The 26,015-nt window shown below is 44.2% G+C and carries 21 protein-coding genes; 15 read left to right on the plus strand and 6 right to left on the minus strand.

The window, feature by feature from the left end:
* Window positions 1-63 precede the first annotated feature (63 nt).
* The 4 genes from TW81_RS13625 (at window position 64) to rsmF (ending at window position 7,295) form a co-directional block, all read left to right on the plus strand.
* The gene (locus tag TW81_RS13625; protein ID WP_045956280.1) at window positions 64-1,860 is read left to right on the plus strand and encodes an ABC transporter ATP-binding protein; all 1,797 of its coding nucleotides are present in this window, start codon (window positions 64-66) and stop codon (window positions 1,858-1,860) included.
* Window positions 1,861-1,887: 27 nt separating this feature from the next.
* On the plus strand, window positions 1,888-3,147 hold the full coding sequence (locus tag TW81_RS13630) for a paraquat-inducible protein A (protein ID WP_045956281.1): 1,260 nt from the start codon (window positions 1,888-1,890) through the stop codon (window positions 3,145-3,147).
* A complete protein-coding gene (locus TW81_RS13635) occupies window positions 3,140-5,773 on the plus strand; it encodes a PqiB family protein (protein WP_045956282.1) in 2,634 nt (877 codons plus the stop codon). Before TW81_RS13630 ends, TW81_RS13635 begins: the two co-directional genes overlap by 8 nt.
* Before the next feature lie 100 nt (window positions 5,774-5,873).
* The gene (gene rsmF, locus TW81_RS13640) at window positions 5,874-7,295 is read left to right on the plus strand and encodes a 16S rRNA (cytosine(1407)-C(5))-methyltransferase RsmF (protein ID WP_084715910.1); all 1,422 of its coding nucleotides are present in this window, start codon (window positions 5,874-5,876) and stop codon (window positions 7,293-7,295) included.
* Window positions 7,296-7,474: 179 nt separating this feature from the next.
* On the opposite strand, the gene TW81_RS13645 is transcribed toward rsmF, so the two are convergent.
* Window positions 7,475-8,308 (minus strand): CvfB family protein, encoded by an 834-nt coding sequence (locus TW81_RS13645; RefSeq protein ID WP_045956283.1) that lies wholly within the window; start codon window positions 8,306-8,308, stop codon window positions 7,475-7,477.
* Between the two features lie 89 nt (window positions 8,309-8,397).
* On the opposite strand from TW81_RS13645, the gene TW81_RS13650 reads away from it, so the two are divergent.
* Entirely contained in the window at window positions 8,398-9,783 is a 1,386-nt protein-coding gene (locus tag TW81_RS13650) for a hypothetical protein (RefSeq protein WP_045956284.1), read from the plus strand.
* Here the strand turns inward: TW81_RS13650 and TW81_RS13655 are convergent.
* Both TW81_RS13655 and TW81_RS13660 read right to left on the minus strand, forming a co-directional pair.
* A complete protein-coding gene (locus TW81_RS13655) occupies window positions 9,752-10,231 on the minus strand; it encodes a DUF4442 domain-containing protein (protein ID WP_045956285.1) in 480 nt (159 codons plus the stop codon). The genes TW81_RS13650 and TW81_RS13655 overlap by 32 nt on opposite strands.
* Before the next feature lie 112 nt (window positions 10,232-10,343).
* Entirely contained in the window at window positions 10,344-11,231 is an 888-nt protein-coding gene (locus tag TW81_RS13660; RefSeq protein ID WP_045956286.1) for a putative PEP-binding protein, read from the minus strand.
* Between the two features lie 214 nt (window positions 11,232-11,445).
* Here TW81_RS13660 and TW81_RS13665 point away from each other — a divergent pair, with 214 nt between their 5' ends.
* Together TW81_RS13665 and TW81_RS13670 are read left to right on the plus strand one after the other, a co-directional pair.
* Complete coding sequence (locus TW81_RS13665) at window positions 11,446-12,498, plus strand: 3-deoxy-7-phosphoheptulonate synthase (RefSeq protein ID WP_045956287.1); 1,053 nt, start codon at window positions 11,446-11,448, stop codon at window positions 12,496-12,498.
* 15 nt (window positions 12,499-12,513) lie between these two features.
* Window positions 12,514-12,999, plus strand: coding sequence for a YajQ family cyclic di-GMP-binding protein (locus TW81_RS13670; protein WP_045956288.1), 486 nt, complete (start codon window positions 12,514-12,516; stop codon window positions 12,997-12,999).
* Between the two features lie 42 nt (window positions 13,000-13,041).
* Here the strand turns inward: TW81_RS13670 and TW81_RS13675 are convergent, their stop codons facing one another.
* Complete coding sequence (locus TW81_RS13675) at window positions 13,042-13,980, minus strand: precorrin-2 dehydrogenase/sirohydrochlorin ferrochelatase family protein (RefSeq protein WP_045956289.1); 939 nt, start codon at window positions 13,978-13,980, stop codon at window positions 13,042-13,044.
* A gap of 461 nt (window positions 13,981-14,441) precedes the next feature.
* On the opposite strand from TW81_RS13675, the gene TW81_RS13680 reads away from it, so the two are divergent.
* The 6 genes from TW81_RS13680 to TW81_RS13705 all read left to right on the plus strand — a co-directional run bounded on the left by TW81_RS13680 (window position 14,442) and on the right by TW81_RS13705 (window position 19,947).
* Window positions 14,442-15,470, plus strand: coding sequence for an amino acid ABC transporter substrate-binding protein (locus TW81_RS13680; RefSeq protein WP_045956290.1), 1,029 nt, complete (start codon window positions 14,442-14,444; stop codon window positions 15,468-15,470).
* A gap of 85 nt (window positions 15,471-15,555) precedes the next feature.
* Complete coding sequence (locus TW81_RS13685) at window positions 15,556-16,758, plus strand: amino acid ABC transporter permease (protein WP_045956291.1); 1,203 nt, start codon at window positions 15,556-15,558, stop codon at window positions 16,756-16,758.
* A 1-nt stretch (window position 16,759) separates the two neighbouring features.
* Window positions 16,760-17,857, plus strand: coding sequence for an amino acid ABC transporter permease (locus TW81_RS13690; RefSeq protein ID WP_045956292.1), 1,098 nt, complete (start codon window positions 16,760-16,762; stop codon window positions 17,855-17,857).
* Between the two features lie 15 nt (window positions 17,858-17,872).
* Window positions 17,873-18,622, plus strand: a complete 750-nt coding sequence (locus tag TW81_RS13695; RefSeq protein ID WP_045956293.1) for an amino acid ABC transporter ATP-binding protein — start codon at window positions 17,873-17,875, stop codon at window positions 18,620-18,622.
* A gap of 198 nt (window positions 18,623-18,820) precedes the next feature.
* The gene (locus tag TW81_RS13700; RefSeq protein ID WP_045956294.1) at window positions 18,821-19,489 is read left to right on the plus strand and encodes a Bax inhibitor-1 family protein; all 669 of its coding nucleotides are present in this window, start codon (window positions 18,821-18,823) and stop codon (window positions 19,487-19,489) included.
* Between the two features lie 128 nt (window positions 19,490-19,617).
* Complete coding sequence (locus TW81_RS13705; protein WP_045956295.1) at window positions 19,618-19,947, plus strand: TusE/DsrC/DsvC family sulfur relay protein; 330 nt, start codon at window positions 19,618-19,620, stop codon at window positions 19,945-19,947.
* 18 nt (window positions 19,948-19,965) lie between these two features.
* On the opposite strand, the gene yccX is transcribed toward TW81_RS13705, so the two are convergent.
* On the minus strand, window positions 19,966-20,238 hold the full coding sequence (gene yccX, locus TW81_RS13710) for an acylphosphatase (RefSeq protein ID WP_045956296.1): 273 nt from the start codon (window positions 20,236-20,238) through the stop codon (window positions 19,966-19,968).
* A gap of 94 nt (window positions 20,239-20,332) precedes the next feature.
* Between yccX and TW81_RS13715 the strand changes: the two genes are divergently transcribed.
* Both TW81_RS13715 and TW81_RS13720 read left to right on the plus strand, forming a co-directional pair.
* Window positions 20,333-21,736 (plus strand): methyl-accepting chemotaxis protein, encoded by a 1,404-nt coding sequence (locus TW81_RS13715; RefSeq protein ID WP_045956302.1) that lies wholly within the window; start codon window positions 20,333-20,335, stop codon window positions 21,734-21,736.
* Window positions 21,737-21,833: 97 nt separating this feature from the next.
* Window positions 21,834-23,027, plus strand: a complete 1,194-nt coding sequence (locus TW81_RS13720) for a class I SAM-dependent methyltransferase (RefSeq protein WP_045956297.1) — start codon at window positions 21,834-21,836, stop codon at window positions 23,025-23,027.
* A 119-nt stretch (window positions 23,028-23,146) separates the two neighbouring features.
* On the opposite strand, the gene TW81_RS13725 is transcribed toward TW81_RS13720, so the two are convergent.
* Window positions 23,147-26,015 (minus strand): VWA domain-containing protein (locus TW81_RS13725; protein WP_156980973.1); only part of this gene is annotated, 2,869 nt, incomplete at its 5' end.

Genomic DNA, 26,015 nt, shown 5'->3' on the forward strand with positions numbered 1-26,015 from the left:
GACTTCTAACATCAACCTGCGTACAATCGACGCAAAAGACAAATAGTAAGCATTCTCATTATAATGATCGATAAGCCCAACACTATTAGCCGTTCTTGGTTGATAACTCAAGTAAAAATACACAAGTCCAAGCTGATATTGGCTAATATCATCGCGATTATAGCGACCTTGATTAGTGTACCAATACCACTGCTCATGCCACTGATGGTTGACGAAGTATTATTAAATCAACCGGGTAAAGGACTTGAGGCAATGAACGCGTTATTGCCTATCTCGCTGCAAACACCGACTGGCTACATCGCCCTGACCTTGTTGCTGGTGGTGATTATGCGCAGTGCGAGTCAAGCCCTAAGCATTGTTCAAAGTCGCCAGTTCACCTTAGTGTCAAAAACCATCACCTTCCAGATGCGCAGCAAAATGATCGACAAACTGGGGCGCATCAGTATTCGTCAATATGAAACTCGAGGTAGTGGTGGCATCAATGCTCATTTGATTACCGATATCGAAACCATCGACCAGTTTATCGGTTCTACGTTAAGTAAATTTCTCATCAGCTTGCTGACCGTTGTCGGTACGGCTGGCGTTCTGTTGTGGTTAGATTGGCGCTTAGGTCTATTTATACTGCTCGTCAATCCTGTTTTTATCTACTTCTCTCGTAAACTCGGGAGTAAAGTTAAGCATCTCAAAAAGAGAGAAAATCAGTCGTTTGAGCGCTTCCAGAATCGCCTCGTTGAGACACTGGACGGTATTTATCAGTTAAGAGCTGCTAATAGAGAGCGAGAGTTTCTCAATGAGCTTAAGCAACACGCTAATCAGATTCGTGTCGATGCTGACAAATACGCTTGGCAATCAGAGGCTGCAGGACGTGTTTCTTTCTTACTATTTTTATTGGGTTTTGAGCTGTTTCGCGCTGTCGCTATGTTAATGGTGCTGTTTAGCGACCTAACGATCGGTCAAATCTTTGCTGTGTTCGGCTACCTGTGGTTTATGCTGTCACCCGTTCAAGAATTGTTGGGCATTCAGTTTTCTTGGTACAGCGCCAAAGCAGCGCTTAATCGCATTAACGCCCTACTTGATCTGGAAGAGGAGAATCGCCCAGTAAGTAAAGTAAATCCATTTTTGGAAGACCGCGAGGTCGACATTGAAATCAAAGACGTTAACTTCTCTTACAACAATGAAATGCGGGTATTAACTGACCTAAACATAACGATTCCTGCAGGTAAGAAGGTTGCTCTCGTGGGTGCCAGTGGCGGTGGAAAGTCAACCTTAATTCAGCTTCTGATTGGCGTGTATCGCGCGGACTCGGGAGTTATTCGCTACAATGGTCAAACCACTGACGATATCAGTTTTGACATAATAAGGGACCAGATTGCCGTTGTATTACAGCAGCCTATACTTTTTAATGACACTTTGAGGCATAATCTCACCCTAGGATCCAAATATGATGATCTGCAATTGTGGCATGCTCTTGAAATCGCCCAGATGCAAGACGTTATTAGTCAACTAAGCGACGGATTGGACACTCAAATTGGTCGAAGTGGGATACGTTTATCTGGTGGACAAAGACAACGCTTAGCCATTGCTCGGATGATTTTGAGCAATCCAAAGTTTGTTATTTTAGACGAAGCAACGTCTGCGCTTGACACAGCGACTGAAGCGGCATTACACAAAGCACTGACTGAGTTTTTGAAAGGTCGTACGACACTCATCGTCGCGCACCGATTATCTGCAGTCAAACAAGCAGACCTAATTTATGTACTGGAAGACGGCCAAGTTAGCCAAGCAGGTACACACGGAGAGTTGGTTGAACAACAAGGCTTATATCAAACACTCTATGGCAACGTGCAATCGCATATCTAGCCTAAACTATAGCGCCGGAGGGGTGCTGTGAGCCCCCCTTCCTCCCTTCGTGCGCATGCATCAACGCCTTCTTCAGTCCGACTATGCAACGGCTGCGAATTACCCATTGATTTGGTTCCCGTAAAGCGTGGAAAGAGCGCTTACTGCCCGCGATGCAATACGCAGCTATACCGAGGAGGTAGACCTTCCCTTTCTGGCGACCTCGCCATTGCCATTACTTGTTTGTTGTTGTTTGTCCCTTCTCATTTCTTTAACTTTATTAGCATACGTCTATTTGGTGTGATGATACCAGCCACCCTGCCGTCTGGCGTTTTCACACTGTTTGAAGAAGGTTTTGTCTTGCTATCGATGCTGATCTTTTTCTGCAGCTCTATCGCACCTTTGATCGTTTGTAGCTCGGTGGTAGTTGCGCATATTGCGCTAAAATATCGCCGTTTTAAATTGCTCAAAACCTCACTTGCGTTAGTTCAGCACCTCAAAGCTTGGGTAATGATAGACGTATTTTTGGTCAGCATCGCCGTATCATGCTTCAAGTTACAAGATTATTCGGATATTTACGTCGGCCCAGGGTTAGTTGGGTTAATCATGCTCCAGCTTTCAACGGTGCTGCTCGTTACCCGCGTCAGTGTACGTAGATATTGGGAAGTCTACGACCCAGAAAACCAGTATGCATTGACGGAAAAAAAGCTACACTGTCACCACTGCCACCTATCGCAGCCAGAAGGTCATGAATGCTTACGTTGTCATAGCCCAATTCACCACCGTAAACCTTACGCTATCCAGAAAACATGGGCTTATCTAATCGCTGCAAGTATCGCAATATTTCCCGCGAATTTGATTTCAATTTCGATTTTATTTACCAATGGGGAGCGAAAGGAAGATACGATAATCTCAGGCGTCGCCGAATTAATAAATAGTGATATGGTTGGAATCGCAATTATCATCTTCGTTGCGAGTATCATCGTTCCTGTTGCTAAAATTCTAGGCCTCTCCTATCTGCTGCTTGCCATTCAGTTTAAACGCAAGATTTACCACAAACACAGAATGATGATCTATTTTGTCATCAGGTGGGTCGGACGATGGTCTATGATGGATTTGTTTGTTATTTCAATCATGATGACATTAGTTGATCGCGGCCAAATCCTTGATTTCACCCCCGGCTATGGCGCCGTCGCTTTTGGTATTGTTGTTGTATTGACAATGCTCGCAGCTGAAAGCATGGACCCTAGACTAATCTGGGATAATTACCCAGATGAGAACCCAAACAAAGAGTCAATAAATGAGTAATTCTTCTCCGACACAAAACTCTTACTCACCAAATATCAAACACAACAAGGGCTTATCACCTTTGTGGTTGCTGCCCATATTGACTATGGTCTTGGCTGGCTGGCTAGTGTTTAAAGCTGTGCAAGATGCTGGTCAGCGCGTACAAATCCATTTCTCAGACGCTCAAGGGCTCATTGCTGGCCGCACGACCATTCGCTATCAGGGTCTTGAAGTTGGTATGGTGAAAGACATCAACTTGACTGAAGATTTACACAGCATCTATGTTGATGCCGACATCTATCCAGATGCCACTCGATTACTGAGTAAAGAAACGCGATTTTGGATGGTAAAGCCGACAGCGAGTTTGTCCGGAATTTCGGGGTTGGATGCTCTGGTTTCAGGTAACTACATCGCTATTTCTCCAGGAACGAATCCTTCTGAACCAGAAACTCAATTTACTGCACTTGAGCGTGCGCCTTCTGACTTGTTGGCCAATCAAGGTTTAAACATCACGTTGAAATCACGCGATTTAGGAGGAATTTCGGTCGGTTCTCAAATTGTCTACCGCAAAATTCCCATTGGTGAAGTGTACAGCTATCAGCTTGATTCAGAATCCAAAAATGTCATGATTCAAGCGTCAATTCAGGATGAATATCGCCATATCATTACCGATGACAGTCGTTTTTGGAACGTGAGTGGCATTGGCGCTAATATCGGGTTTGAAGGTGTTGATGTGCGTCTTGAAAGCTTGAGCGCCTTGATTGGAGGATCTATTGCAGTAGATTCCCCTGACGGTGGCGGCCCCGTCACTGATAATGCCGAATTCAGACTGTACCCAGATATCAAAACTGCCGGGCGCGGTATCGCTATAAAAATAGAACTTCCTGATGACAATAACATCAGTGCCAGTGGCGCACCTATTATGTATCGAGGCATAGAAGTTGGTCAGGTTACCGATTTAGAATTAAGTCAGGGGAGAGAAAGCATCATCGCGTCAGCGGCGATTCAGCCAGCATTTAGTGATATGTTGACCACCAACAGCAAGTTTCTCCTTGAGGAAGCAAAAGTTTCTCTATCTGGTGTAGAAAATCTAGCCAATATAGTTAAAGGAAATTACCTCACTATCCTACCCAAAGAAGGAGAGCGCTCACGCAAGTTCGTCGCGCAGCGCAAAGATGAATATAAACGTGAACAAGCCCGTTCAGTTGCGTTGCAGTTAGTCGCGGGCAACTCATTTGGTTTAGAACAAGGTGCAAGTATTCTATATCGCGGTATCGCGGTGGGTTCGGTCACTCAGGTTCGTTTGGCTGGCGATAAGGTCAAGTTCGACACTTTAATCGACAGTGATTACGCCAAACTTATCAAGTCTCAAAACCGATTTTTTGTTACAGGCAGTGCGAGCGCAGAATTGACAGAGTCTGGCTTAAATATCACTGTACCACCAGCAAAACAACTGCTAACCGGGTCAATCAGTTTTGTCAGTGAAGGTGCTGAGCGAGTAAAAGAAGAGTACCAACTCTATCCAAGTCAATCTCTTGCTGAGTTAGCGAAGTACAATATGTCCGGCTCGACCAAACTCACCTTGTACGCCAGTGAACTCCCTCCAATCAGTAAAGGCAGCCCGCTTCTTTATCGCAATCTACAAGTCGGTAGCGTAGCAGATTTCTATCTTGTCGATGGTGGGGTGATTATCTCAGCAAGCATAGAAAACCAGTATAAACACTTGGTCACTGAACAAACCGTTTTTTGGAATCGTTCAGGGGTAGAAATTGATGCCAGCTTAGCCGGAGTCAACGTCAAAGCAGCACCGTTAAAGTCGTTGATACAAGGTGGAATTGCATTTGACTCACTACCCGGAGTCGACAACAAGCAAAATGATAAATGGTTACTTTACGATGATTTCAAAACAGCAAGGAAATTTGGTCAAGTTATCACCCTCACCCTTAACGGTGAAAACAGCTTATCTAAAGGTGCAAGCATCATCTATAACGGTGTCCAAGTTGGCGAAGTTACCCTAGTGGTACCTAACTTCAATCGAAAAAGTGTTGAGATTAAGGCCCGTGTTCTTCCTGAATATACCAATACCATCGCGGTTGAAGGGTCGTACTTCTGGCTACCAAAAGCGGAAGTAGGATTGCGAGGTGTTAAAAACATCCAGAATCTACTGGCTCAATCGATTAGCGTGCAACCTGGGAAAGGTAAAACTCAAAAGCAATTCAAACTTCATCAAGATAAGAAACAAGCCGGTGGAATTACCTTTGTGCTGCAAAGCGAAGCAAAGGGATCTGTCAGTGCCGGGACACCAGTTCTGTACCGAGACATTGAAGTGGGTGCAGTCACTAAGGTCGAATTAGGTGAATTTGCTGACCGCGTAGTCTCAACCATAATCATAGACCCAAGCTATGCCTATTTGGTGAGACGCAACAGTGTGTTTTGGAATACGTCCGGTGTAGATGTATCTATCGGATTATCAGGGGCAAACATCAAAGCTGGAACCATCGATAGCCTAATACGTGGCGGCATCACCTTCTCCACTCCTGAACAGAAACAGTTAGAACCTATCGCAGAGCAAGGCCAATCGTTCTATCTTTACCCTCAAGCAGAGGACGGCTGGAAAGAGTGGCGCACTGCGATACCTAAACCTTGAACATCTCACTATGTACAAGTAAAAAACGCAGCCAAATCGCTGCGTTTTTGCTTATATTTGGCTATAATCTCCGACCTTTCGAGCCAGTAGAGACAGAACCTTGCATCAAAACGTATATCTACCTGAAGAATTCCTCTCTGAAATTAGATCCATACTGCCTCAGCAGCTAAACATGGAAGACTTCATTGCAGCTTGTCAGCGTCCTTTGCGCAAGAGTCTTCGCGTCAATACCTTAAAAATTTCCGTTGCAGATTTTATTGAGCGCGCTAAAGATAAAGGCTGGCAGCTAGAACCAGTGCCTTGGTGTAAAACGGGCTTTTGGATCGAAGCGGATGAGTCGGTGGTTCCGCTCGGTAATACCGCTGAACATATGTCTGGCCTCTTTTACATCCAGGAAGCCAGTTCAATGATGCCAGTTTCCGCTCTGTTTGCGCAGAATTCGCAATTTACCAGCGTACTCGATATGGCTGCTGCCCCTGGCTCGAAAACAACGCAAATCGCAGCTGAGATGAATAATCATGGCGTGCTGGTGGCGAACGAGTTTTCCGCCAGCCGAGTGAAAGTTTTGCATGCCAACGTAGAACGTTGTGGTGTTCGTAATGCGGCACTGAGTAACTATGACGGCCGAGTATTTGGTGGCTGGCTACCTGAGCAGTTCGACGCCGTATTGATCGATGCACCGTGTTCGGGCGAAGGTACGGTAAGAAAAGATGCCGACGCCATGAAAAACTGGAGTAAAGCGTCTGTTCTCTCTATCTCTGATACACAAAAAGATCTGATTGAAAGTGCCTTTCATGCGCTCAAACCCGGCGGTGTTATGGTCTACTCAACCTGTACGCTCAGCATCGAAGAAAACCAGCAAGTTTGTCATCATCTCAAACAAGTTTTTGCCGACCAAGTTGAGTTTGAGAGTTTAACCGACCTTTTCCCGCATGCAGACAAAGCGCTAACAGCTGAAGGCTTTTTACACATATTTCCCCAAGTCTATGACTGCGAGGGCTTTTTTGTTGCACGTATTCGTAAACTAGGCTCGGTTGATGCGCCTAAGGTTAAGAAGCGTCTCGGCAAGTTCCCGTTTGAAAAAGCCAGCGCTAAGTTGCAAGCAGACATTCAGTCACAGCTCAAAGCGGCGCTCGATATCGATTTTCCGCAAGACACCTCGGTATGGTTGCGCGACAAAGATGTTTGGCTGTTTCCAAACGCACTGGAGCCGATGTTAGGTGAGTTTCGCTTCTCTCGCATGGGAATTAAAATTGCCGAGACTCATAAAAAAGGTTATCGCTGGCAACATCAGGTTGCGACTACACTTGCTACAGGCAACGAAGCCACGGCGGTAGTACTTTCAGTCGACGATGCACGGGAGTGGTTTATGGGTCGTGACGTGCGCCCAGAAAATGTGACAGGTAGTGGAGAGGTGATCGTAAAACTGGCTAACGATGTGATTGGATTAGGAAAATGGGTCGGAAATCGTATTAAGAATGGTTTACCAAGAGAGTTAGTAAGAGACAAAAACTTGTTCTAAACCGCCAAACCTTAGTATGAAATTCTAACCGAACCTAGAAAATTCCAAATCTTGAACTACACTTTAGTTATCAATAAATTTGGAAATTCAATCAGTTAGCGCAGGCTCTATGAGAGCCCTTCCCCTAGGCCCAAAGCAGGATCAGCGATGGGCCTTTTTTTATCCATAGCAAAATTTAGCTACACAAGACGAATGCCTTCGCTATCAATGGTGATCTTACCTTGTTTGTATAAGCCACCAATGGTTTTCTTGAATGTGCCTTTGCTGGTGCGAAACGCTGCAAATATCGCCTCTGGGGATGACTTATCATTCAAGGGAAGAAATCCGCCTTTTTTGCTTAGTAGATCAAGAACTTTCTGGCTGAGGTCGTCCATTTTACCAACACCGACTTTCTGTAGCGATAGGTCGATTTTGCCATCTTCACGGATGCTCTTAATGTAGCCTTTCAGTTTTTTACCAATGAAAAGCTTACCAAACACGTCAGACTTGAAAATCATTCCCCAATGTTGCCCTTCAACAATCGCCTTAAAGCCTAAGTCACTTCTCTCGGCAATAATCAACTCAACTTCCTGGTTGCGCGTATAGTTTGCTGGTGTTTTATCAAGTAATTTATTGAACTTCGTCGTGCCAACAATGCGACCTGAGGCTTTATCTGTGTAGACATAAACCAGCACTTGCTGCCCAGTAGCAAATCGAGCACGTTGCTCGCTGAACGGAATGAGTAGATCTTTACCTTTGATGCCCCAATCAGCAAACGCACCGGTAGAGTTAACCCCTTCAATTTTCATTAAGCCCCACTCGCCGACTTGAGCGACTGGAGTTTCAGTTGTGGCGACTAACTGACTGTCAGAGTCGAAATACAAAAAAGCATCTAAAAAGTCGCCAACTTCAACACCTTCTGGCACAAATCGATTTGGCAACAAGGTTGTCCCATAATCTCCAGCATCGAGAAATAGGCCGAAATCTGCTCTTTTTACTACTTCTAAGTGGTTAATCTGACCAACTTTAATCATTTCAACTGTCTCTTGTTAAATTTGCGGTGATTATAGCGAATCTCTGTTATGCTTTCGCCATGTATTTCGTCTTTTTTCAGGAGTCTTAGTTGTTAACCGTTGATAAGCAGGACGGCATTACACTCAAAATTTCTCACGCGATGGAAGCAACCAAAAAGTCGGATCTCGACTTGTATTTTTTTATACCCGGTGAGCTAGGCCTGTCTGCCGAAGTCTTAAAAGAGAGTGAGTTTTATTATGAATCCATCACTCAAAAACGGGCCTATTTCAGTGATAAAACCCTGCTCCCCTTGGTTCACAGCCGACTTGCAAAACGAGGCAGACTTTCTACTACCCAATATCGTGTCAGTCTGAGCCTATTCGCTTATCAATATGTGATTGCGCTCGACAAAGCGGTCAATGAACTCAACAAGCACAACAAAGATTCTGTCACTACCGACGAAGTTGATGAAGTCATCGTTCTTTCCCTCGATATTCTGAAAAAGCTGCGTCGCAGTATTCCATATGAAGAGAGCTTGAAACGTTACTACGCAAATATCGACAATTACCTGTCTTGGTATACTGGCCAGCGTCTGATGTCCTTGATCGCTCATATGCCACGCGATAGCGAGTACAAAAACCTCAAAGAGAGTCTACTTGCCATCGTTGAAAAGGAAGCCGCGCATCGAAAACTTAACAACTATAACTCTAAGAGCGTGCGCGAAGACGTGACACGACTAAGTAATAAAATGCGCCTTCTTCGCCGTTTGATTGAACACCCAGTAGTTCTGCAAGAAAAGACCCAGTCACTGGGAAGCAATATGAAGCGTGTTGTAAAAGGCGGAGCAACTGGCTTTGTTATGGTGTTCGTTACCATTACAGCAATACTTGCGAGAGACTACTGGGGAGAAATCACCGCGTCTTTTATCGTATTGATGTCATTTGTTTACGCGTTGCGAGAGATTTTCAAAGATGACTTACGTGATGTTATGTGGCGTTGGATTAGAAAAGGGCGCCCTAAGTGGCGTAAGCTCTACCTAGACCCAACAACTAAGAAAGCAGTGGGTCAAAAGCTTGAATGGTTAGATTATAAAGTACTGGAAAAACTGCCCGATAGAATCAAATCGATACGTAAGAAGCGTGTAGTACAACGTGAAGAACAAGTGCTCCACTACAGCTCCAAGACTGAGATGTCGACGTCTAAGTTCATGAGCGGCTATGAGGAAACTCGCGAGTCTTTGTTAGTCAGTATGCGTTCTCTGACTCGTCTGATGGATAAAGGCTCCAATAAAGTCTACACACATAACAACGGCCAAGTGAGCCGTGAGTCAGTAGAGAAACGCCATTTAATAAACTTAATTGCAAAGGAAGACAACCACGACGGTAAGCCGCAATACTACCGCTGGAAAATCATTCTAAATCGCAGCAAAATTGTCGCGGTTGAGCAGATGGAGGTAGAAGATGTCAGCCACCCATTTGCTTCAGTGACAGAGTAAGATAAAACTCCGCCATAGGTTCATCGCCATGTAGACTGGGGCATATGGCGGTGATCTTAACCGCTTTGTTAACACGCTCACCCGTTTGAAACGTTTCGGCAAGCATTTCATCGATCAGCTTGCCATCCTCACACACAAAGTGCACATCCGCTTCTGGTCGCTTTAAAAACTGTCCTTCCACCGCTTTGAATGCCAACGAAACTTTTCGACCACTCTCTTGTGCTTTGCTCATCGCCATAAATCCACCAGCGACGTCCGCACCAACCGCCAATACACCAAAATACATGCTATTGAGGTGGTTTTTAGTTCTTCTTTTCAAAGGAATCTTTACTTCGACTCGTTCAGAGTTGAGTTGGAGTATCTTAGGTCTTGCTAACCAAATGAAAGGAACTTTGAAGAAGCCAAAGTAATTGAGGTAGAAATTTGCTTTCGATAACGCAGATAACATTAAACTAGTCCGACCAGTGAGTGTCTAGCTAGTTGATAATTAAACAAGCCCAATGTCAACATTTCATTAACATTGGGCAATCTAAACAGTGATATGTATCCGGACAGGAGTGTTACGCCGTCACGACCAGTTCAATATTTGTTTGCTCTGCTAGGTGGTCTTGTAAGCGTGGGTATTGGACAAAACCGCTGCTGACCAAAACCACAGGCTTATTACTGTTGGCAGCAGAGTTCATCGTTAAATCCAGTAGTTGCATAACTGCTTCACTTTCGGGATCAAACAGGTACTCGAGCTCTTCATTCAAACAATCAATGCCTAGGGTAAATTGAGTCAAATTTTCTAAATTGATCACCACACCATCAAAATAGTGAAGTAGTCGCTCAGACAGTAGCGCGCCAGACGGAACATCAACCGTGTACAGCACTTTCAATCCTTGCAAGCCACGTGGTAATCCTTGCTCAGCGAGCAAATCAATGATTTTTGCCGCATCAGATAGACCGCGGACAAACGGCACCACTATCTCAACATCGATGTTTTGCTCACGCAGCAATTTAATCACCTGACACTCTAGAGAAAACTGGACTTTAAATTCATCACGTGCATAACGAGAAACGCCGCGGATACCAAGAGCCGGATTCACTTCTGCCAGTTCAATCTTTCCACCCAACAAGGAACGATAGCTATGGCTATCAGCACCGCTTAAAGCTACTCGAATCGACTTGTGGCTTGGTTTTACCGCCGCGATTATCTTATCCGTCAGTGTAGAAACAAAATGACTCTCTACTGGCAAGTCGCCTAAAATTGCCTGAATTGACGCTTCTTCTGTCGCATCGAGAGCTAACTCTGCCGCAGCATAGCAAGGGTGATAAAAGATATGCTCTAGCACCATCTCAGACAACGAAACAAAGAGGTGCGTCCCCTCTTCGACTTGATTTAAATTAGGTAAAAAGTTTCCTGATTTTAAGGCGGGATGCAAACTGCTTGAACTGTCTAAACTCATTACTGCTCCGTGCATAGGTTTTGTTTTATTTATCACCCTCAACATACCGCTCGAACTGGGTTAAAACAAGGGTTCGAGAGCATTTTTAATTCAATTAAATGAATATTTTTTCACTTTTACACTCAAGCATTGAGAAGAATCTCGATAAGTAGTTTATTCCTTAGTGCGTTTCCGCTATCTTTACCGCTTCGCAATAAAAAGAACAGGCTGTGGTATGCCATTAAAAACCGATGAATTAAGAACCCAACCTTTGGGTCCAATGCCGACACCGGCCGAGTTAGGAAACGCCCATCCGATTACTGACGAAGTTGCCCAGCGTATTGAACAATCACGACGTCAAATTGAAAATATTCTTATAGGACAAGACCAGCGCCTGTTGGTCATCGTTGGTCCTTGCTCTGTTCATGATACTGATGCTGCGATTGATTACGCCCAACGTTTAGCCGCCATTCAAGAACAATATAAAGATCAGCTTTTCATTGTAATGCGCACCTATTTTGAAAAGCCACGTACCATTGTAGGTTGGAAAGGACTGATTACAGACCCCAACCTTGATGGGTCTTACGCTTTAGAAACGGGTCTCAATAAAGCACGTAAACTACTGCTTGATATCAATAAGCTTGGTCTTGCCACCGCGACAGAGTTTCTCGACATGATCACGGGACAATATATTGCTGACCTTATCACTTGGGGAGCGATCGGCGCGCGCACTACGGAATCTCAGATCCACCGTGAAATGGCTTCTGCGCTCTCCTGCCCTGTTGGGTTTAAAAACGGCACCAACGGCAACATAAAAATCGCCATCGATGCCATTCGCGCGTCCAAGGCTTCACACTACTTCTACTCACCAGATAAAAATGGTCGTATGACGGTGTACCGTACAAGTGGTAACCCATTTGGTCACGTTATTCTTCGTGGTGGTGATCAAGGACCAAACTTCGACGCTGAATCGGTTGAAGCGGCCTGTCAGCAACTTGGTGAAGTTGGTCTGCCACAGCGTCTTGTCGTCGACTTTAGTCATGCGAATTGCCAAAAGCAGCACCGTAAACAGCTTGATGTTGCGCAAGATATCTGCGAGCAGATTAAATCAGGTAAAAACCAAGTCGCAGGCATCATGGCTGAAAGTTTTATTCTTGAAGGCAACCAGTCAATGGCCGATCTGAATAGTCTGACATACGGCCAGTCGATTACTGACCCATGCCTAGGCTGGGACGATACCGTTACCATGCTTGATATGCTGGCAACCGCTGTTAAACAACGCTCGTAATAAAAGGATTCCAACATGCCATCATTTGATATTGTTTCCGAGATTGATAGTGTTGAACTACGTAATGCTGTAGACAATGCAACACGTGAACTCTCTACTCGTTTCGATTTTCGTGGTGTACAAGCATCGTTCGAAATGCAAAAAGACGAGTCAGTGAAATTAAATGCAGAAGGCGATTTTCAGCTAAAACAAATGCGTGACATTTTACGTGGCCATCTCGCAAAACGCGGCGTTGATGCGAATGCAATGGAAGCAAAGCCTGAAGAAGCGACAGGTAGGAATTGGCACCAAATTGTCTTGTTTAAGCAAGGTATCGAAACACCTATGGCGAAAAAAATCGTCAAGCTTATCAAAGATAATAAGATGAAGGTTCAAGCCTCAATCCAAGGTGAAAAAGTACGTGTAACGGGCAAAAAACGCGACGACTTACAAGCGGTCATCGCGCTTATCCGTGAATCAGAACTTGGTCAACCGTTCCAATACGAGAACTTCCGCGACTAAGCATTGCAACTAAAAAGCCCGCGACTCGTCGCGGGCTTTTGATTATTCGTTGATACCTAATCGTAGCACTAGGTCTTCACCTTGAAGAAAAGTGACACTGCTTGATGTCGGCGAAATAAAACTTACTACCCGGCAGTCGGCAGTCCTAGCCTGTTGTACTAATTGAGCCAGTTCTGCATCGTTATGATATTCCACACGCTCTGCATCTCGACGCACTAGGTCAATGAAGTTAAAGGGACAGTTAGAGTCAAATAAAACTAACTCAGCTTGCTGCATCATACGCATCGCCTTTAAGGTGAGCAGTTCAACATCGTCACCGTACTCAATCCAAGTGACTGAACCTTTAACTTCAAACCCTTCGTTGAGTAATTCTTGGTAGGCAGACTCCAACTTCGAATTCGCATTTGCTTGATCGACATCTGAGCGCTTAAAAAACGTTTCCCAAAACTTACGACGCTCATCAACAGTGGGTAACTTTTGTTTGATATCACTTCGCTTTGATGCAGCAAACTCGGCCTGCAAAGATAAGTTTTGTGGAAGAACGGCTTCTAACTTCTCTCTTATATTTCGGATCAAAACCGGCGACGATCCTCCACTTGAAATAGCCAATTGGATACGCCCACGATTAATCATTGATGGCGTAATGAAGTCACAATATGGGAGATCATCAACCACGTTTACAAGTATTCCCTGTTGCTTGGCATCGCCATGAACCTGATGGTTCAAGTCTGGATTGTCCGTGGTGGCCCATACTTGAACGTATTTTTCTTCAAGCAACTCGTTTGAGTAGAAGGCCTGAATCCAGCGACACTCACCTTTTGCAGCTAGATCGGCAAGGTATTCTTCTATCTGGGGAGAAACAATGGTGACATCGGCGCCTGCTCTAACAAGGCTATCCACCTTTCTACTTGCGACTTCCCCACCACCTACCACCAAAACAGGTTTGTGATTCAAATCTATAAATAGAGGAAAATACTGCATTTCATTCCTTGAATAACTAAAAACGTCTTTACTCTCGATACTAACAAAAATGGGGCATGACATTCATGTGATTTTGATCGAGGCCATAATTTATTACTGAATTTTATGCTTTCTTTAGTGATTTAAACCAACCTGAGACATTGATTCAAATTTCAAATCTATTTGTATTGATAATTTTATTACACCATCCTGTCGCACCAGATTTGTGAACTGTTGCACTATTTACATTTTAGCAACATGTTGCCATTCTAATGTCTGTCAGGGTTTGTGAGTTTAATCAAAAATCTTTTTAAATTATACATTTGAGAAATCACAAATCCTTTTCTACGCTTATAACTGGTTGATTTAACTAAGACTCAAATTTGAGCATTAGCAACCTAATAATTAATGAAACACAACATTATTGAATTGTTATTTCAGGGTTGTCCTGAACAAACATGGATCATACAGGAAGGATACAAATGGCACATAAACTAACACTTCTTGCTTCAGTTGTAGCGGCTTCTACTGCACTGATGTCTACCGGCGCTTCTGCAGCAGATAGCACGCTTGATAAAGTTACCCAACAAGGTTTCCTAACTTGTGGTGTAAGTACTGGCTTGCCTGGTTTCTCTAACCCGAACTCAAAGGGTGAATGGGAAGGTATCGACGTAGAATACTGCCAAGCGGTTGCGGCTGCTGTACTAGGCGATAAAACAAAAGTTAAATATGTACCACTAACGGCAAAAGAGCGCTTCACTGCGTTGCAATCGGGTGAAATCGACATTCTGTCGCGTAACACTACGTGGACGCTACACCGTGATACTGCTCTAGGTCTTAACTTTGCAGGTGTCAACTACTACGATGGTCAGGGCTTCATGGTCAAAAAAGACCTAGGTCTTAAGAGTGCAAAAGAGCTAGACGGTGCGTCAGTGTGTGTACAATCAGGTACAACAACTGAGCTAAACCTTGCAGACTACTTCCGCAACAGCGGTATGACTTACAAGCCAGTTGTATTTGATACAGCAGCTCAAACTTCTGCTGGTTTCGATGCAGGTCGCTGTGACGTACTGACTACTGACCAATCTGGTCTTTACGCACTTCGTTTGAACCTTCAAGATCCATCATCAGCTCAAGTACTTCCAGAAATCATTTCTAAAGAGCCTCTAGGCCCAGTTGTACGTCAAGGTGATGACCAGTGGTTCAATATCGCTAAATGGACACTTTCTGCGATGGTCAACGCAGAAGAGTATGGTATCACGTCGAAAAATGCCGACGAAATGCTGAAGTCTAACGATCCAAACGTTAAACGCATTCTTGGTGTTGATGGCCCTAAAGGTAAAGGTTTAGGTATTCGTGATGACTGGGGCTACCAAGTTGTCAAACAAGTGGGTAACTACGGTGAAAGCTTCGAGCGCACAGTTGGTACTGGTTCTCCGTTACAAATTTCACGTGGCGTTAACGCTTTGTGGAATGCGGGCGGCTTCATGTACGCTCCACCAATCCGTTAATAACTATTATTAGCTAGTACACAAAAATGGGCGGTTATCACTAATGGCCGCCCTTTTTATAAAATGGATTTGAGGTTATAGCTGTATGAAACCTACTAATGTTGCGTCGAATTCGAGTAACGGACCGAATTCAAACGCTAACCTTATTTACAATCCCACCTTTCGAGCCGTTGTTTTCCAAGTTATCGCGATCGCGGCGCTCGTCTTTTTTTGTTATACAATAGTCAACAATGCACTAAGCAACTTAGATGCCCGTGGTATCGCAACTGGTTTCGATTTTCTAAGTCAAGAAGCTGGTTTTGGTATCGGTCTTACTCTTATTGAATACAATGAAACCTTTTCTTACGGTCGAACGTTTTTCGTCGGATTACTCAATACGGCACTAGTTTCGTTTTTGGGTATTATTTTAGCAACAGTGATCGGTTTTTTGATGGGTATTGCACGTCTGTCTAACAACTGGTTTGTCAGTCGCTTAGCAGCCGTATATATCGAGACGTTTCGTAATATTCCTTTGCTTTTACAAATTTTCTTTTGGTATTTTGCGGTACTGCAAACACTCCCGTCAGCCAGACAAAGTATCAGCTTAGGCGAAGCGATATTCCTTAACGTACGCGGATTGTATTTTCCTGCTCCTGTGTTTGAGCAAGGTGCATCACTGGTTATCGGCGCATTTGTAATCGGTATTATTGCAACATTTGCCACCAACGTTTGGGCTAACAATAGGCAAAAACTCACCGGACAGCAGATGCCAATGGGCCGTGTTGCGGTTGGATTGATTCTTGTGTTCCCACTGGTTGTTTATTTCCTTGCAGGTTCACCGATAAGTGCGGATTACCCTGTATTAAAAGGATTCAACTTCCGTGGCGGTATCAGTATCATACCGGAATTAGCTGCACTGCTGATTGCACTAAGCATTTACACCGCGTCATTTATCGCAGAGATAGTTCGTTCTGGTATCAATGCAGTAAACCACGGTCAGACCGAGGCCGCAATGTCGCTTGGTCTACCACGTTCTCGCACTTTGAAGCTGGTTGTTATCCCTCAAGCGTTGAGGATCATTATTCCGCCACTTACCAGTCAATACTTAAATTTAACGAAAAACTCATCGCTAGCGATGGCTATCGGCTATCCTGATCTCGTTTCTGTGTTTGCTGGGACAACGCTTAACCAAACAGGTCAAGCCATAGAGATTATTGCGATGACTATGGGTGTTTACCTGACGTTAAGTTTAGTCACATCAGCACTGATGAACCTTTACAACAAAAAAGTCGCACTGGTGGAGAGATAAGATGAAAGTACATCAATTTCAACCTAGTCTACCGCCTCCGGCAAACACAGTAGGTGTCGTTGGCTGGTTACGAAAAAACCTATTCAATGGACCTGTAAACTCGGTAATGACCGTTGTTTTGGCCTACTTTGTATTATCTTTGCTGTGGTCAATCGCTAACTGGGCGTTTATTAACGCTGACTGGATTGGGGATTCACGAGACGCGTGTACCAGTGACGGAGCATGTTGGGTGTTTATCAGTGTGCGATGGGAACAGTTTATGTACGGCTTCTATCCGCAGGCTGAACTGTGGCGCCCTCGCCTGTTCTATGCAACGCTGGCGATATTTACCGTGCTGCTTGCCTATGAAAAAACACCAAAACGCACTTGGATTTGGTTATTTTTCGTCAATGTTTACCCATTTTTGATTGCAGCACTGCTGTACGGTGGCGTATTCGGGCTTGAAGTCGTAGAAACCCATAAATGGGGTGGCTTGCTTGTTACACTGATCATCGCATTAGTCGGTATCGTTGTGTCACTGCCAATTGGTGTCGCTCTGGCGCTAGGCCGTCGTTCAGAAATGCCTATCATACGCAGTATTTGTACTGTCTATATCGAAGTTTGGCGTGGTGTGCCTCTAATTACCGTCCTGTTTATGGCATCGGTGATGCTGCCACTCTTTATGAGCGAAGGTACCGACCTAGACAAACTACTCCGCGCACTCATTGGTGTGGTAATGTTTAGTGCCGCGTATATGGCTGAGGTAGTTCGTGGTGGTTTGCAAGCCATTCCTAAAGGTCAATACGAAGCCGCAGATGCGCTTGGTTTGAGCTATTGGAAGAAGATGGGGCTAATTGTATTACCGCAAGCTTTAAAAATTACCATACCTTCAATCGTAAATACCTTTATCGGCTTATTCAAAGACACCAGTCTGGTGCTGATTATTGGTATGTTTGACGTGCTAGGCATAGGTCAATCGGCAAACACCGATCCTGAATGGCTTGGTTTTTCTATCGAAAGTTATGTATTTGTCGCGTTAGTGTTCTGGGTATTTTGTTTCGGCATGTCGAGATATTCGATTTGGCTTGAAAACAAACTTCATACCGGTCACAAACGATAATCTCAAGGACGTATTATGACGCAACAACAAGATTACATGATCCAATTAAAGGATATGAATAAGTGGTACGGTGAATTTCACGTACTAAAGAACATCAACCTAGATGTGAAGAAAGGCGAAAAGATCGTTATCTGTGGCCCTTCTGGCTCTGGAAAATCGACCATGATTCGCTGTATTAACCGCCTCGAGGAACATCAGCAAGGTCAAATCATTGTTTCTGGTACAGAGCTAACGGAAGATCTGAAGAACATTGAAGCGGTACGCCGCGAAGTGGGCATGTGCTTCCAACACTTCAATCTCTTCCCTCACCTAACCGTGCTTGAGAACTGTACGCTAGCACCTATTTGGGTGAAGAAGATGCCCAAAGAAGAAGCAGAAGCGATTGCGATGAAGTATCTGGAACGCGTTAAGATTCCTGATCAAGCAGAGAAGTATCCAGGCCAACTTTCTGGTGGTCAGCAACAGCGTGTGGCGATCGCTCGCTCACTTTGTATGAATCCACAAGTGATGCTGTTTGATGAACCAACGTCGGCACTCGATCCAGAAATGGTACGTGAAGTACTTGATGTAATGGTCGAATTAGCCGAAGAAGGCATGACCATGCTGTGTGTAACACACGAAATGGGCTTTGCAAAAGAAGTGGCCGACCGAGTGATCTTTATGGATGCTGGTGAGATTATTGAAGAAAACAACCCTATCGATTTCTTTGAAAATCCACAATCTGATCGAACGCAGAATTTCTTGGCTCAAATTCTTCATCACTAATCAGTGAATAGGTTATGGAAAGGGGTGACTTGAGTCGCCCCTTTTTTGTGTTGTTATATTGTGTTACACATATATAAATACTTAACATTCTAATTCTATTATTATTTTAAGTACTGCATAACGTTAGGGGGCTTGATCTTTTGATCATTGAACCTCATAAATGTAGTTATAAACATAAAAACCCTTACGAGGAAGATCATGAATAGTCCTATGTTTACCCGCTCTACAAGTGCGCAGAATGTACTTGAGATCAACAAAACGCTTAAGAACACCTATTTCCTACTGTCGATGACATTAGTAACCAGTGCTATCGCAGCTATGGCGACTATGGCAATGGGCATTTCTCCGATGATGGCGCTTGTAATGCAGGTAGCTGCTATCGGTATCCTATTTTTCGCTCTACCACGAAGCATTAACTCTTCGATGGGTATTGTTTGGACTTTTGTTTTCACTACACTAATGGGTGGTGCGCTAGGTCCAATGCTTAACTATTACGCAGCAATCCCAAGTGGTCCATCTATCATCGCTCAAGCACTAGGCTTGACGGGTATGGTGTTCTTGGGTCTTTCTGCTTACACAATCAGCAGTAAGAAAGATTTCTCTTTCATGCGTAACTTCCTAATCGCAGGTCTGATCATCGTTATCGTTGCAGCTATCATCAATATCTTTGTTGGCTCAACCGTTGCTCAGTTAGCGATCAGCAGCATCTCTGCACTAGTGTTCTCTGGTTTCATCCTATACGACACAAGCCGTATCGTACGTGGTGAAGAAACAAACTACGTTAGCGCAACAATCTCAATGTACCTGAACATTCTTAACCTGTTCACTAGCCTACTAAGCATCCTAGGCATTATGAACGACGACTAATCTGTTCAGAAACTGATTAAACAAAGCCCGAAAGCAATTGCTTTCGGGCTTTTTCTTTATTGCCGTATTGTGATCTGAGTTATAGCTGCGCTACCCTATTCAATATCAGAGATTTTAAGGTAATAACGATGTTCGAATATAACGGCAAACAAATCGAAACTGACGCCCAAGGCTATTTATTAGATCATACACAATGGGAAGAAGGCATGATCTCAATCCTCGCAGAGCAAGAAGGTATTGAGTTAACAGACGCGCATTTGGAAGTTGTTCACTTCGTTCGAGACTTTTACGAAGAGTTCAACACGTCACCTGCGGTTCGAATGTTAGTTAAAGCGATGGAAAAGGCGCACGGCCCAGAAAAAGGCAACAGCAAATATCTGTTTAAGCTATTCAAACAAGGACCAGCAAAACAAGCGACTAAACTCGCGGGACTACCAAAACCGGCAAAATGTTTGTAATTAGAGCAGTTGCAAAGGCTAAAGGATCTGAAACCCTTTGTAGGGTTTATAAGAAATAGCTTCTCGTACAAGATTGTCGACTCTTGCGCTCCTTGGCCCTTGCTCTAACCATCTAGCCATGGCTTCAATTTGCTGTTCGTTGCCGCATACCACGACTTCAACGTCACCATTGGATAGGTTTTTCGCATAACCAGACACGCCAAGCTTCAAGCCTTGATAAGAAGTGTGATAACGAAAGCCTACTCCTTGGACGATGCCGGAGACTGTGAACCTTTCACAACTTTGATCCATTCTGTATACCCTACTATTGAGTCGATGCTATATTAAGAATGACTTATTCTTGCCCATAATGGAAATTTGGGTCGCTTCACTGGACATTATAATTATGAAAGAAATTCCGTTCCGCTGGATTGATAAATATCTTATTCATTTAAAAATCCAAGAAAAGTTCTATCTGCTCTTTTTGCTTCCTGTACTTGCTTTAGTCATATTAACTCTAGTGCTCGACAACAGTGCTGACCAAATGCTAGATCGCCTTTATCAAGATGAACTGATCTTAATGCGCGATCTCATTCAAGCTGGCAACCTATCCCAAGACCAGGTCACTAATATTATTAAAGATTCCGACACAATTCAGTTTGCTAGCGGCACCGGTTCTATCAGTATTAATAATGGTGCTTATAGCATAGCCGCGATTCACGAGCAGGATTTGTGGGCTTCGATGTCTACAACTCATATCGTGATTGTTTTAGTGACACTTTCTCTTATTGCTCTGGGTGTCTACTACATCATGACTTTTATCGGCGGTGCCATGTTTACGATGAACAAAGCGCTTACCACGCTGGCCGATGGCGATCTAACAAGTCGTATGAACTTTTTCAAAGTGAGAGATGAGTTTAGCGAGATTGCTATCACAATTGATAAGGTAGCTGAACGTGAACAAAATATGGTTATCTCGATCCAAGAATCTATCGCTTTAATGCAGCAGATAAGTTCAGATCTGAACCAATCAAACCAGCAGAGCGCTGAAGTCTCTGGCACACAGCAAGAGCATTTAAACTCATTGGCAAGTGCTACTGAAGAAATGGCTTCAACTATTCGTGAAGTCGCTAACCTTGCGCACGAATCTAGTACTCAGACAGAAGATGCTCGTAGTGTTGCGACTCAAGGCCAAACAAAGGTCGGGCACACGCTTAGTTCGATATCTAAGTTATCTCAAGAGATTCAATCTGCTTCTGAAGCTGTGGCGGAGCTTGATGCAAACGCAGCGCAAATCGATGAGGTAGTCACCACCATCAACGGAATATCTGAGCAAACCAACTTGCTTGCCCTAAACGCGGCAATAGAAGCCGCACGGGCTGGCGAACAAGGTCGAGGCTTTGCGGTGGTTGCAGATGAGGTTCGCGCGCTTGCTGGCAGAACTCAGCAAGCTACGGTCGAAATCCAAACGATGATCGAAGCCCTACAACGCAATAGTCAGTCGTTGACGCAACTGATGGAAACGACCGTGCTCAACGCCTCTGAAGGTCAACAGCGAATGACTGAGGTAGACGTAGAAATTGGTGCACTAGCTGAAAAAAACCAGACTATTTCAGATAGCAGTATTCAAATTGCCACTGCCGCTGAAGAGCAAGGTGTCGTGGCGGACAATATCGCAGCAAGTGTTGAAGAAATCCGCGTTCAAGCAAACAATGTCCACGAAATGATTAGTGCAACCAACTCAAACATCACTCAACTACGAAATCAGAGTGACCAGATGGAAGCCTTATTAACAGGGCTAAAAGCCTAAACGGATTGAGCCGCTGCATCGCGGCTCTTTTATTTGCTTTTCCAATACACATCCCCGAAAATACCCCTCCTTTTCCAGCACATTATCGAGTAACGCTATGACGCCAGCTATCTATCTTGTCAAAGGCCGCGACAAATCTCTTCGCCGTAAGCACCCATGGGTATTCTCTCGCGGAGTACATAAAGTGGAAGGTGAACCTAAACTAGGAGAAACAGTCGATGTATTCACACACGATGGCAAATGGTTAGCCAAAGCAGCCTACTCTCCACACTCACAAATCCGAGCACGTGTTTGGAGCTTCGACAAGCAAGATATCAATCTCGACTTCTTCGTTAAACGAATTCAAGATGCTCAGTTACTCCGTGAAGACATTATTGAGCGTGATGGTCTTACTGGCTACCGTTTAATCGCCGCAGAATCTGATGGCCTTCCAGGGATTACGATCGATAAGTTCCAAGACTACATTGTGTGTCAGCTCTTAAGTGCTGGAGCCGAATATCACAAGCAAACTCTTATTGATGCGCTGTTAAAGGTATTTCCTGAGTGTAACATCTACGAACGCTCTGACGTTGCAGTACGCAAAAAGGAAGGCTTAGAACTGAGCACTGGCGTCCTTCACGGCCAAGAGCCACCGAGATCGGTTGTGATTGAAGAGAATGGCATTAAGATCAGTGTCGACATTATTGAAGGTCACAAAACGGGGTTTTATCTTGACCAACGTGACAGTCGTCAACAAGCAATGAAGTACGTGAAAGATAAAGAAGTGCTTAACTGTTTTTCTTACACAGGTGGTTTTGGTCTATATGCCCTTAAAGGTGGTGCAAAGCGTGTTATCAACGCTGACGTATCTCAGCCAGCTCTAGATACTGCTAAGTATAACGCTGAGCTTAACCAATTCGATATTTCGAAAAAGCGCGCCGTATTTTTGAACGCTGACGTGTTTAAGTTATTACGTGAATACCGCGACCAAGGCACCAAGTTTGACGTGGTAATAATGGATCCGCCAAAGTTTGTTTCAAGCAAGAACAATTTAACCTCTGGTGCGAATGGCTACAAAGATATCAACATGCTGGCTATGCAGATACTTAAACCTGGTGGTAGCTTACTGACCTACTCTTGCTCTGGTCTAATGAGCGGCGAATTATTCCAAAAAGTCATTGCCGACGCTGCCGTAGACTCTGGCCGTCAAGTGAAGTTTGTTGAACGCTTTGAACAAGCAGCAGACCACCCAACCGACAGTGCCTACCCAGAAGGTTTCTACCTAAAAGGGTTCGCTTGTAAGGTGTTGTAAGCGAACAGCAAGTATAAATTGGAAGGATTGGCACTCAATGCCAACCCTTTATTTTTATTGCTATCGCCAGTTCTGGCCTAAGGGCCAAACATTACAAAAGGGCTTTGCAACCCTTATGTTTACTCTTTAATTACGAGTATGTCTTTAAGAACTTGGTCGGTTAAATCTGCACTACTCCAACCTTCAAGCTCAATTGTGACAGTGTCAGCACCTTTTGAAACCACAATTTCCGCATTATTAGTATCAGAATTTTCAACCGTAACGTATGATGCGATGATTTCGTCTACTGTGCGATTATCGTCTTCAAACAACTCTGACAAATCTATCTTGTCACCTTCAACGTCATCAAAATCTTTGATTACATCCGTTGAACTATCAAGATCGCCATCTACCCACTTGAAGGTGTCAGCGCCATCACCACCAACAAGGATATCACTACCTTCACCGCCGACTAAAATGTCATCGCCGCCTTGACCATATAGGATATCACTACCTTCACCTCCAGAAAGTTCATCACCCAAGTCACTACTACTAGAAGAACCAAACTCGTCGATGTGGCTAGAGATATATTCGTGCATAGTCTGAGCATCAACACTACCTAGCCCCATACTTAGTTTCTCAGCTACGTACTCTTGAAGAGTAAGTTCGGTTGTGCTATCAGCTGCGAACAATATAGGCTCGTCACCAAATAGAATATCATCTCCACTCAGCGTAGAAATTTCATCTGCACCGGGCTGAGTTTCAACCAGTTCGCCTGCTATGGCTTCGGCAAGTTTATTCACGTCTACATTTGCATCAACAACTTTGTCCGTATCAAACTGTTTCAGTGTCGATTCCATTACGCCATCGCCGATACCAATCGCTTGAACAGCTGAAAGGCCAGCAAGGACGTTGAACATGTGCACCGCTTGCAGTGTAACCTGTTCATCTGAATCGTATTTATCTCTGTACACCAACTCACCATATTTCATGCGTAAGGTACCAAGACGGACTCGTTGGTTACTGCTATCTAAGTAAGGCGAGTAAACGTACGCTTTATCGCCATGGGCTTCAACTACATCTACTCCATTTATTTTAATGCTTCCATTAGACAAGTCAGATAACTCGAAATCGTTTCCTAAGATATCTTCAAGACTTTCCAGTTCACCGGACGATTTATCATAGAACATCCAGAAGTCACTAAATTGCTCTTGACCAAGATCGTTTTCGGTGGCGGTATTTATCTCTCCATCTGTGATAAAGAAAGAGTGATTGGTTGCGCCATTATCTGGTAGTGAACTAAACCAATCGATTGCTGAATTGAAAGCTGCTTCATAGTTTGTCATTCCGTAGGAATCATCAATTATTGAAGCTAGCTTATTCGCAAACTCTAATGATGGGTTATCTGCATCAAGGTTTATCGATATCACATGGGACGCATTTGAGTCGAATTGAGTCAATAATACATTCACCTCACCCGATGCATCGGCCCCTGCACTTTCAACTAATTTATCAAAGGCAGCTTGCAGTTCTGGTTTTGCAGCAGTAATCGTATTCTTCATACTTCCTGAAGTATCGAAGATAAAGGCGATATTGTAGTCCTGCCCAGGTATAATCTGAAGTCCAGAGGTATCGCCTATTACAATATCGTTGTCAGTCGAGGTTGTGATTACATCTGGGCCACCCTCGCCGGTGCTTAGAGTGTAGTCACGAAGTGAAAGCTCATCTGAACCAGTTGCTGAATCGCCATTCGCTTCTTCAGTAGAAGTAGCGGTAACTTTCAAGTCGACTTGACCAACTTTGTCTCCTGGAACTTGCACAGTGAACTGATTTCCCTTGCTATCCCAACCAGAAGCGAGATCAATTATACCCTGGGCGTTAGCTGTACCAAGTAAGGTCTTAGTTGAGTCGAACAGTTGTGCACCTTCAACTAAACCACTAATTTGGACAGAAGTTATTGATTCACTGCCGTCTGTATCCGTTAAAGCAACATCAATAGTAAGCGGTACTATCACGTGACTAGGTGGAATAGGTATCAGCTCTCCGGTGTTAGAGTCAAGCTCAAATATACCGTCTTCAAACTGAACGATCTCGATGTTGTGAAGTGCTTTAGTAATCGATTCATCTCCAAAGCCAAGATCTTCTGACGTTTCGAAGTTAAACCAGATATCGTCGACAGGATCATATAGTTTGTCCTTTGATATAGAGTAATCGGAGGACTTGCCAGGAAGAATCGCGATGTCTTTCCCGGTACCACCATACAGCGCATCAGACCCTAGACCGGAAACTAGAATGTCATTCCCCTCACCAGCGTTCAAGTAGCTACCAGTACGTGAATCATCTCCGACAAGTACGTCATTGCCACCATATGTGTAAACAAAATCCCCTCCACCGTGAACATTACGATAGTAGTCATCACTGCCTGAGCCAGTAACGAAGTCTTGCCACCATTTTTGATCGTTGATCTCGTCGCCTAGTTTTATTGGAGAAATATCAAAGTCACCCAACTGGAATTTGTCGGTAGTGATGCCGTATGTAGGGTAATCCTTATGGAGGAAAATGTAATCGCCTGAAAGAGAAACATTTACACTAGGTTGATCTGCCTTTGGTACTACATCAATAGATAGCAGAGAGTCGGTACCTTCTGAATTACCGTCATTTGGTTTGAACCCGATTTGGGCGTAATTGTTTAGTTGATTGCCTACACCATTATTGTTGTAGGCAGCTAATCCAGACTCATGTAAATCAGGAGTAAAGCGTACCGAATTGCTATCAAAGTCTACTTTGTTAAATACATCACCAACCTCAACAGCTTTCCAGTCAGCACCATCTTTGTATTCAAGTACACCATCAGCAGGCAGCGACGTAATTTGAACGGATAGAGAAGCCTGAGCAGAGTCTTCATCAGAAACGCCGAATGCTGACCAATCCAGTAGAATCGCGACATCCTCATCCCCAATAACGGTTGATGGCGATGATTCTGGCGCATCGTTCACTTGCGCCACATCG

The organism is Vibrio galatheae (genome assembly GCF_000967545.1).
GTDB classification, from domain to species: domain Bacteria; phylum Pseudomonadota; class Gammaproteobacteria; order Enterobacterales; family Vibrionaceae; genus Vibrio; species Vibrio galatheae.

Coding starts and splice junctions, on each gene's coding strand:
- TW81_RS13720 (WP_045956297.1), top strand. CDS start 21,834: ATGACGCCAGCTATCTATCTTGTCAAAGGCCGCGACAAATCTCTTCGC.
- TW81_RS13660 (WP_045956286.1), bottom strand. CDS start 11,231: ATGAGTTTAGACAGTTCAAGCAGTTTGCATCCCGCCTTAAAATCAGGA.
- TW81_RS13645 (WP_045956283.1), bottom strand. CDS start 8,308: ATGATTAAAGTTGGTCAGATTAACCACTTAGAAGTAGTAAAAAGAGCA.
- TW81_RS13665 (WP_045956287.1), top strand. CDS start 11,446: ATGCCATTAAAAACCGATGAATTAAGAACCCAACCTTTGGGTCCAATG.
- TW81_RS13625 (WP_045956280.1), top strand. CDS start 64: ATGATCGATAAGCCCAACACTATTAGCCGTTCTTGGTTGATAACTCAA.
- TW81_RS13690 (WP_045956292.1), top strand. CDS start 16,760: ATGAAAGTACATCAATTTCAACCTAGTCTACCGCCTCCGGCAAACACA.
- yccX (WP_045956296.1), bottom strand. CDS start 20,238: ATGGATCAAAGTTGTGAAAGGTTCACAGTCTCCGGCATCGTCCAAGGA.
- TW81_RS13670 (WP_045956288.1), top strand. CDS start 12,514: ATGCCATCATTTGATATTGTTTCCGAGATTGATAGTGTTGAACTACGT.
- TW81_RS13705 (WP_045956295.1), top strand. CDS start 19,618: ATGTTCGAATATAACGGCAAACAAATCGAAACTGACGCCCAAGGCTAT.
- TW81_RS13680 (WP_045956290.1), top strand. CDS start 14,442: ATGGCACATAAACTAACACTTCTTGCTTCAGTTGTAGCGGCTTCTACT.
- TW81_RS13655 (WP_045956285.1), bottom strand. CDS start 10,231: ATGTTATCTGCGTTATCGAAAGCAAATTTCTACCTCAATTACTTTGGC.
- TW81_RS13700 (WP_045956294.1), top strand. CDS start 18,821: ATGAATAGTCCTATGTTTACCCGCTCTACAAGTGCGCAGAATGTACTT.
- TW81_RS13685 (WP_045956291.1), top strand. CDS start 15,556: ATGAAACCTACTAATGTTGCGTCGAATTCGAGTAACGGACCGAATTCA.
- TW81_RS13695 (WP_045956293.1), top strand. CDS start 17,873: ATGACGCAACAACAAGATTACATGATCCAATTAAAGGATATGAATAAG.
- TW81_RS13675 (WP_045956289.1), bottom strand. CDS start 13,980: ATGCAGTATTTTCCTCTATTTATAGATTTGAATCACAAACCTGTTTTG.
- TW81_RS13635 (WP_045956282.1), top strand. CDS start 3,140: ATGAGTAATTCTTCTCCGACACAAAACTCTTACTCACCAAATATCAAA.
- TW81_RS13715 (WP_045956302.1), top strand. CDS start 20,333: ATGAAAGAAATTCCGTTCCGCTGGATTGATAAATATCTTATTCATTTA.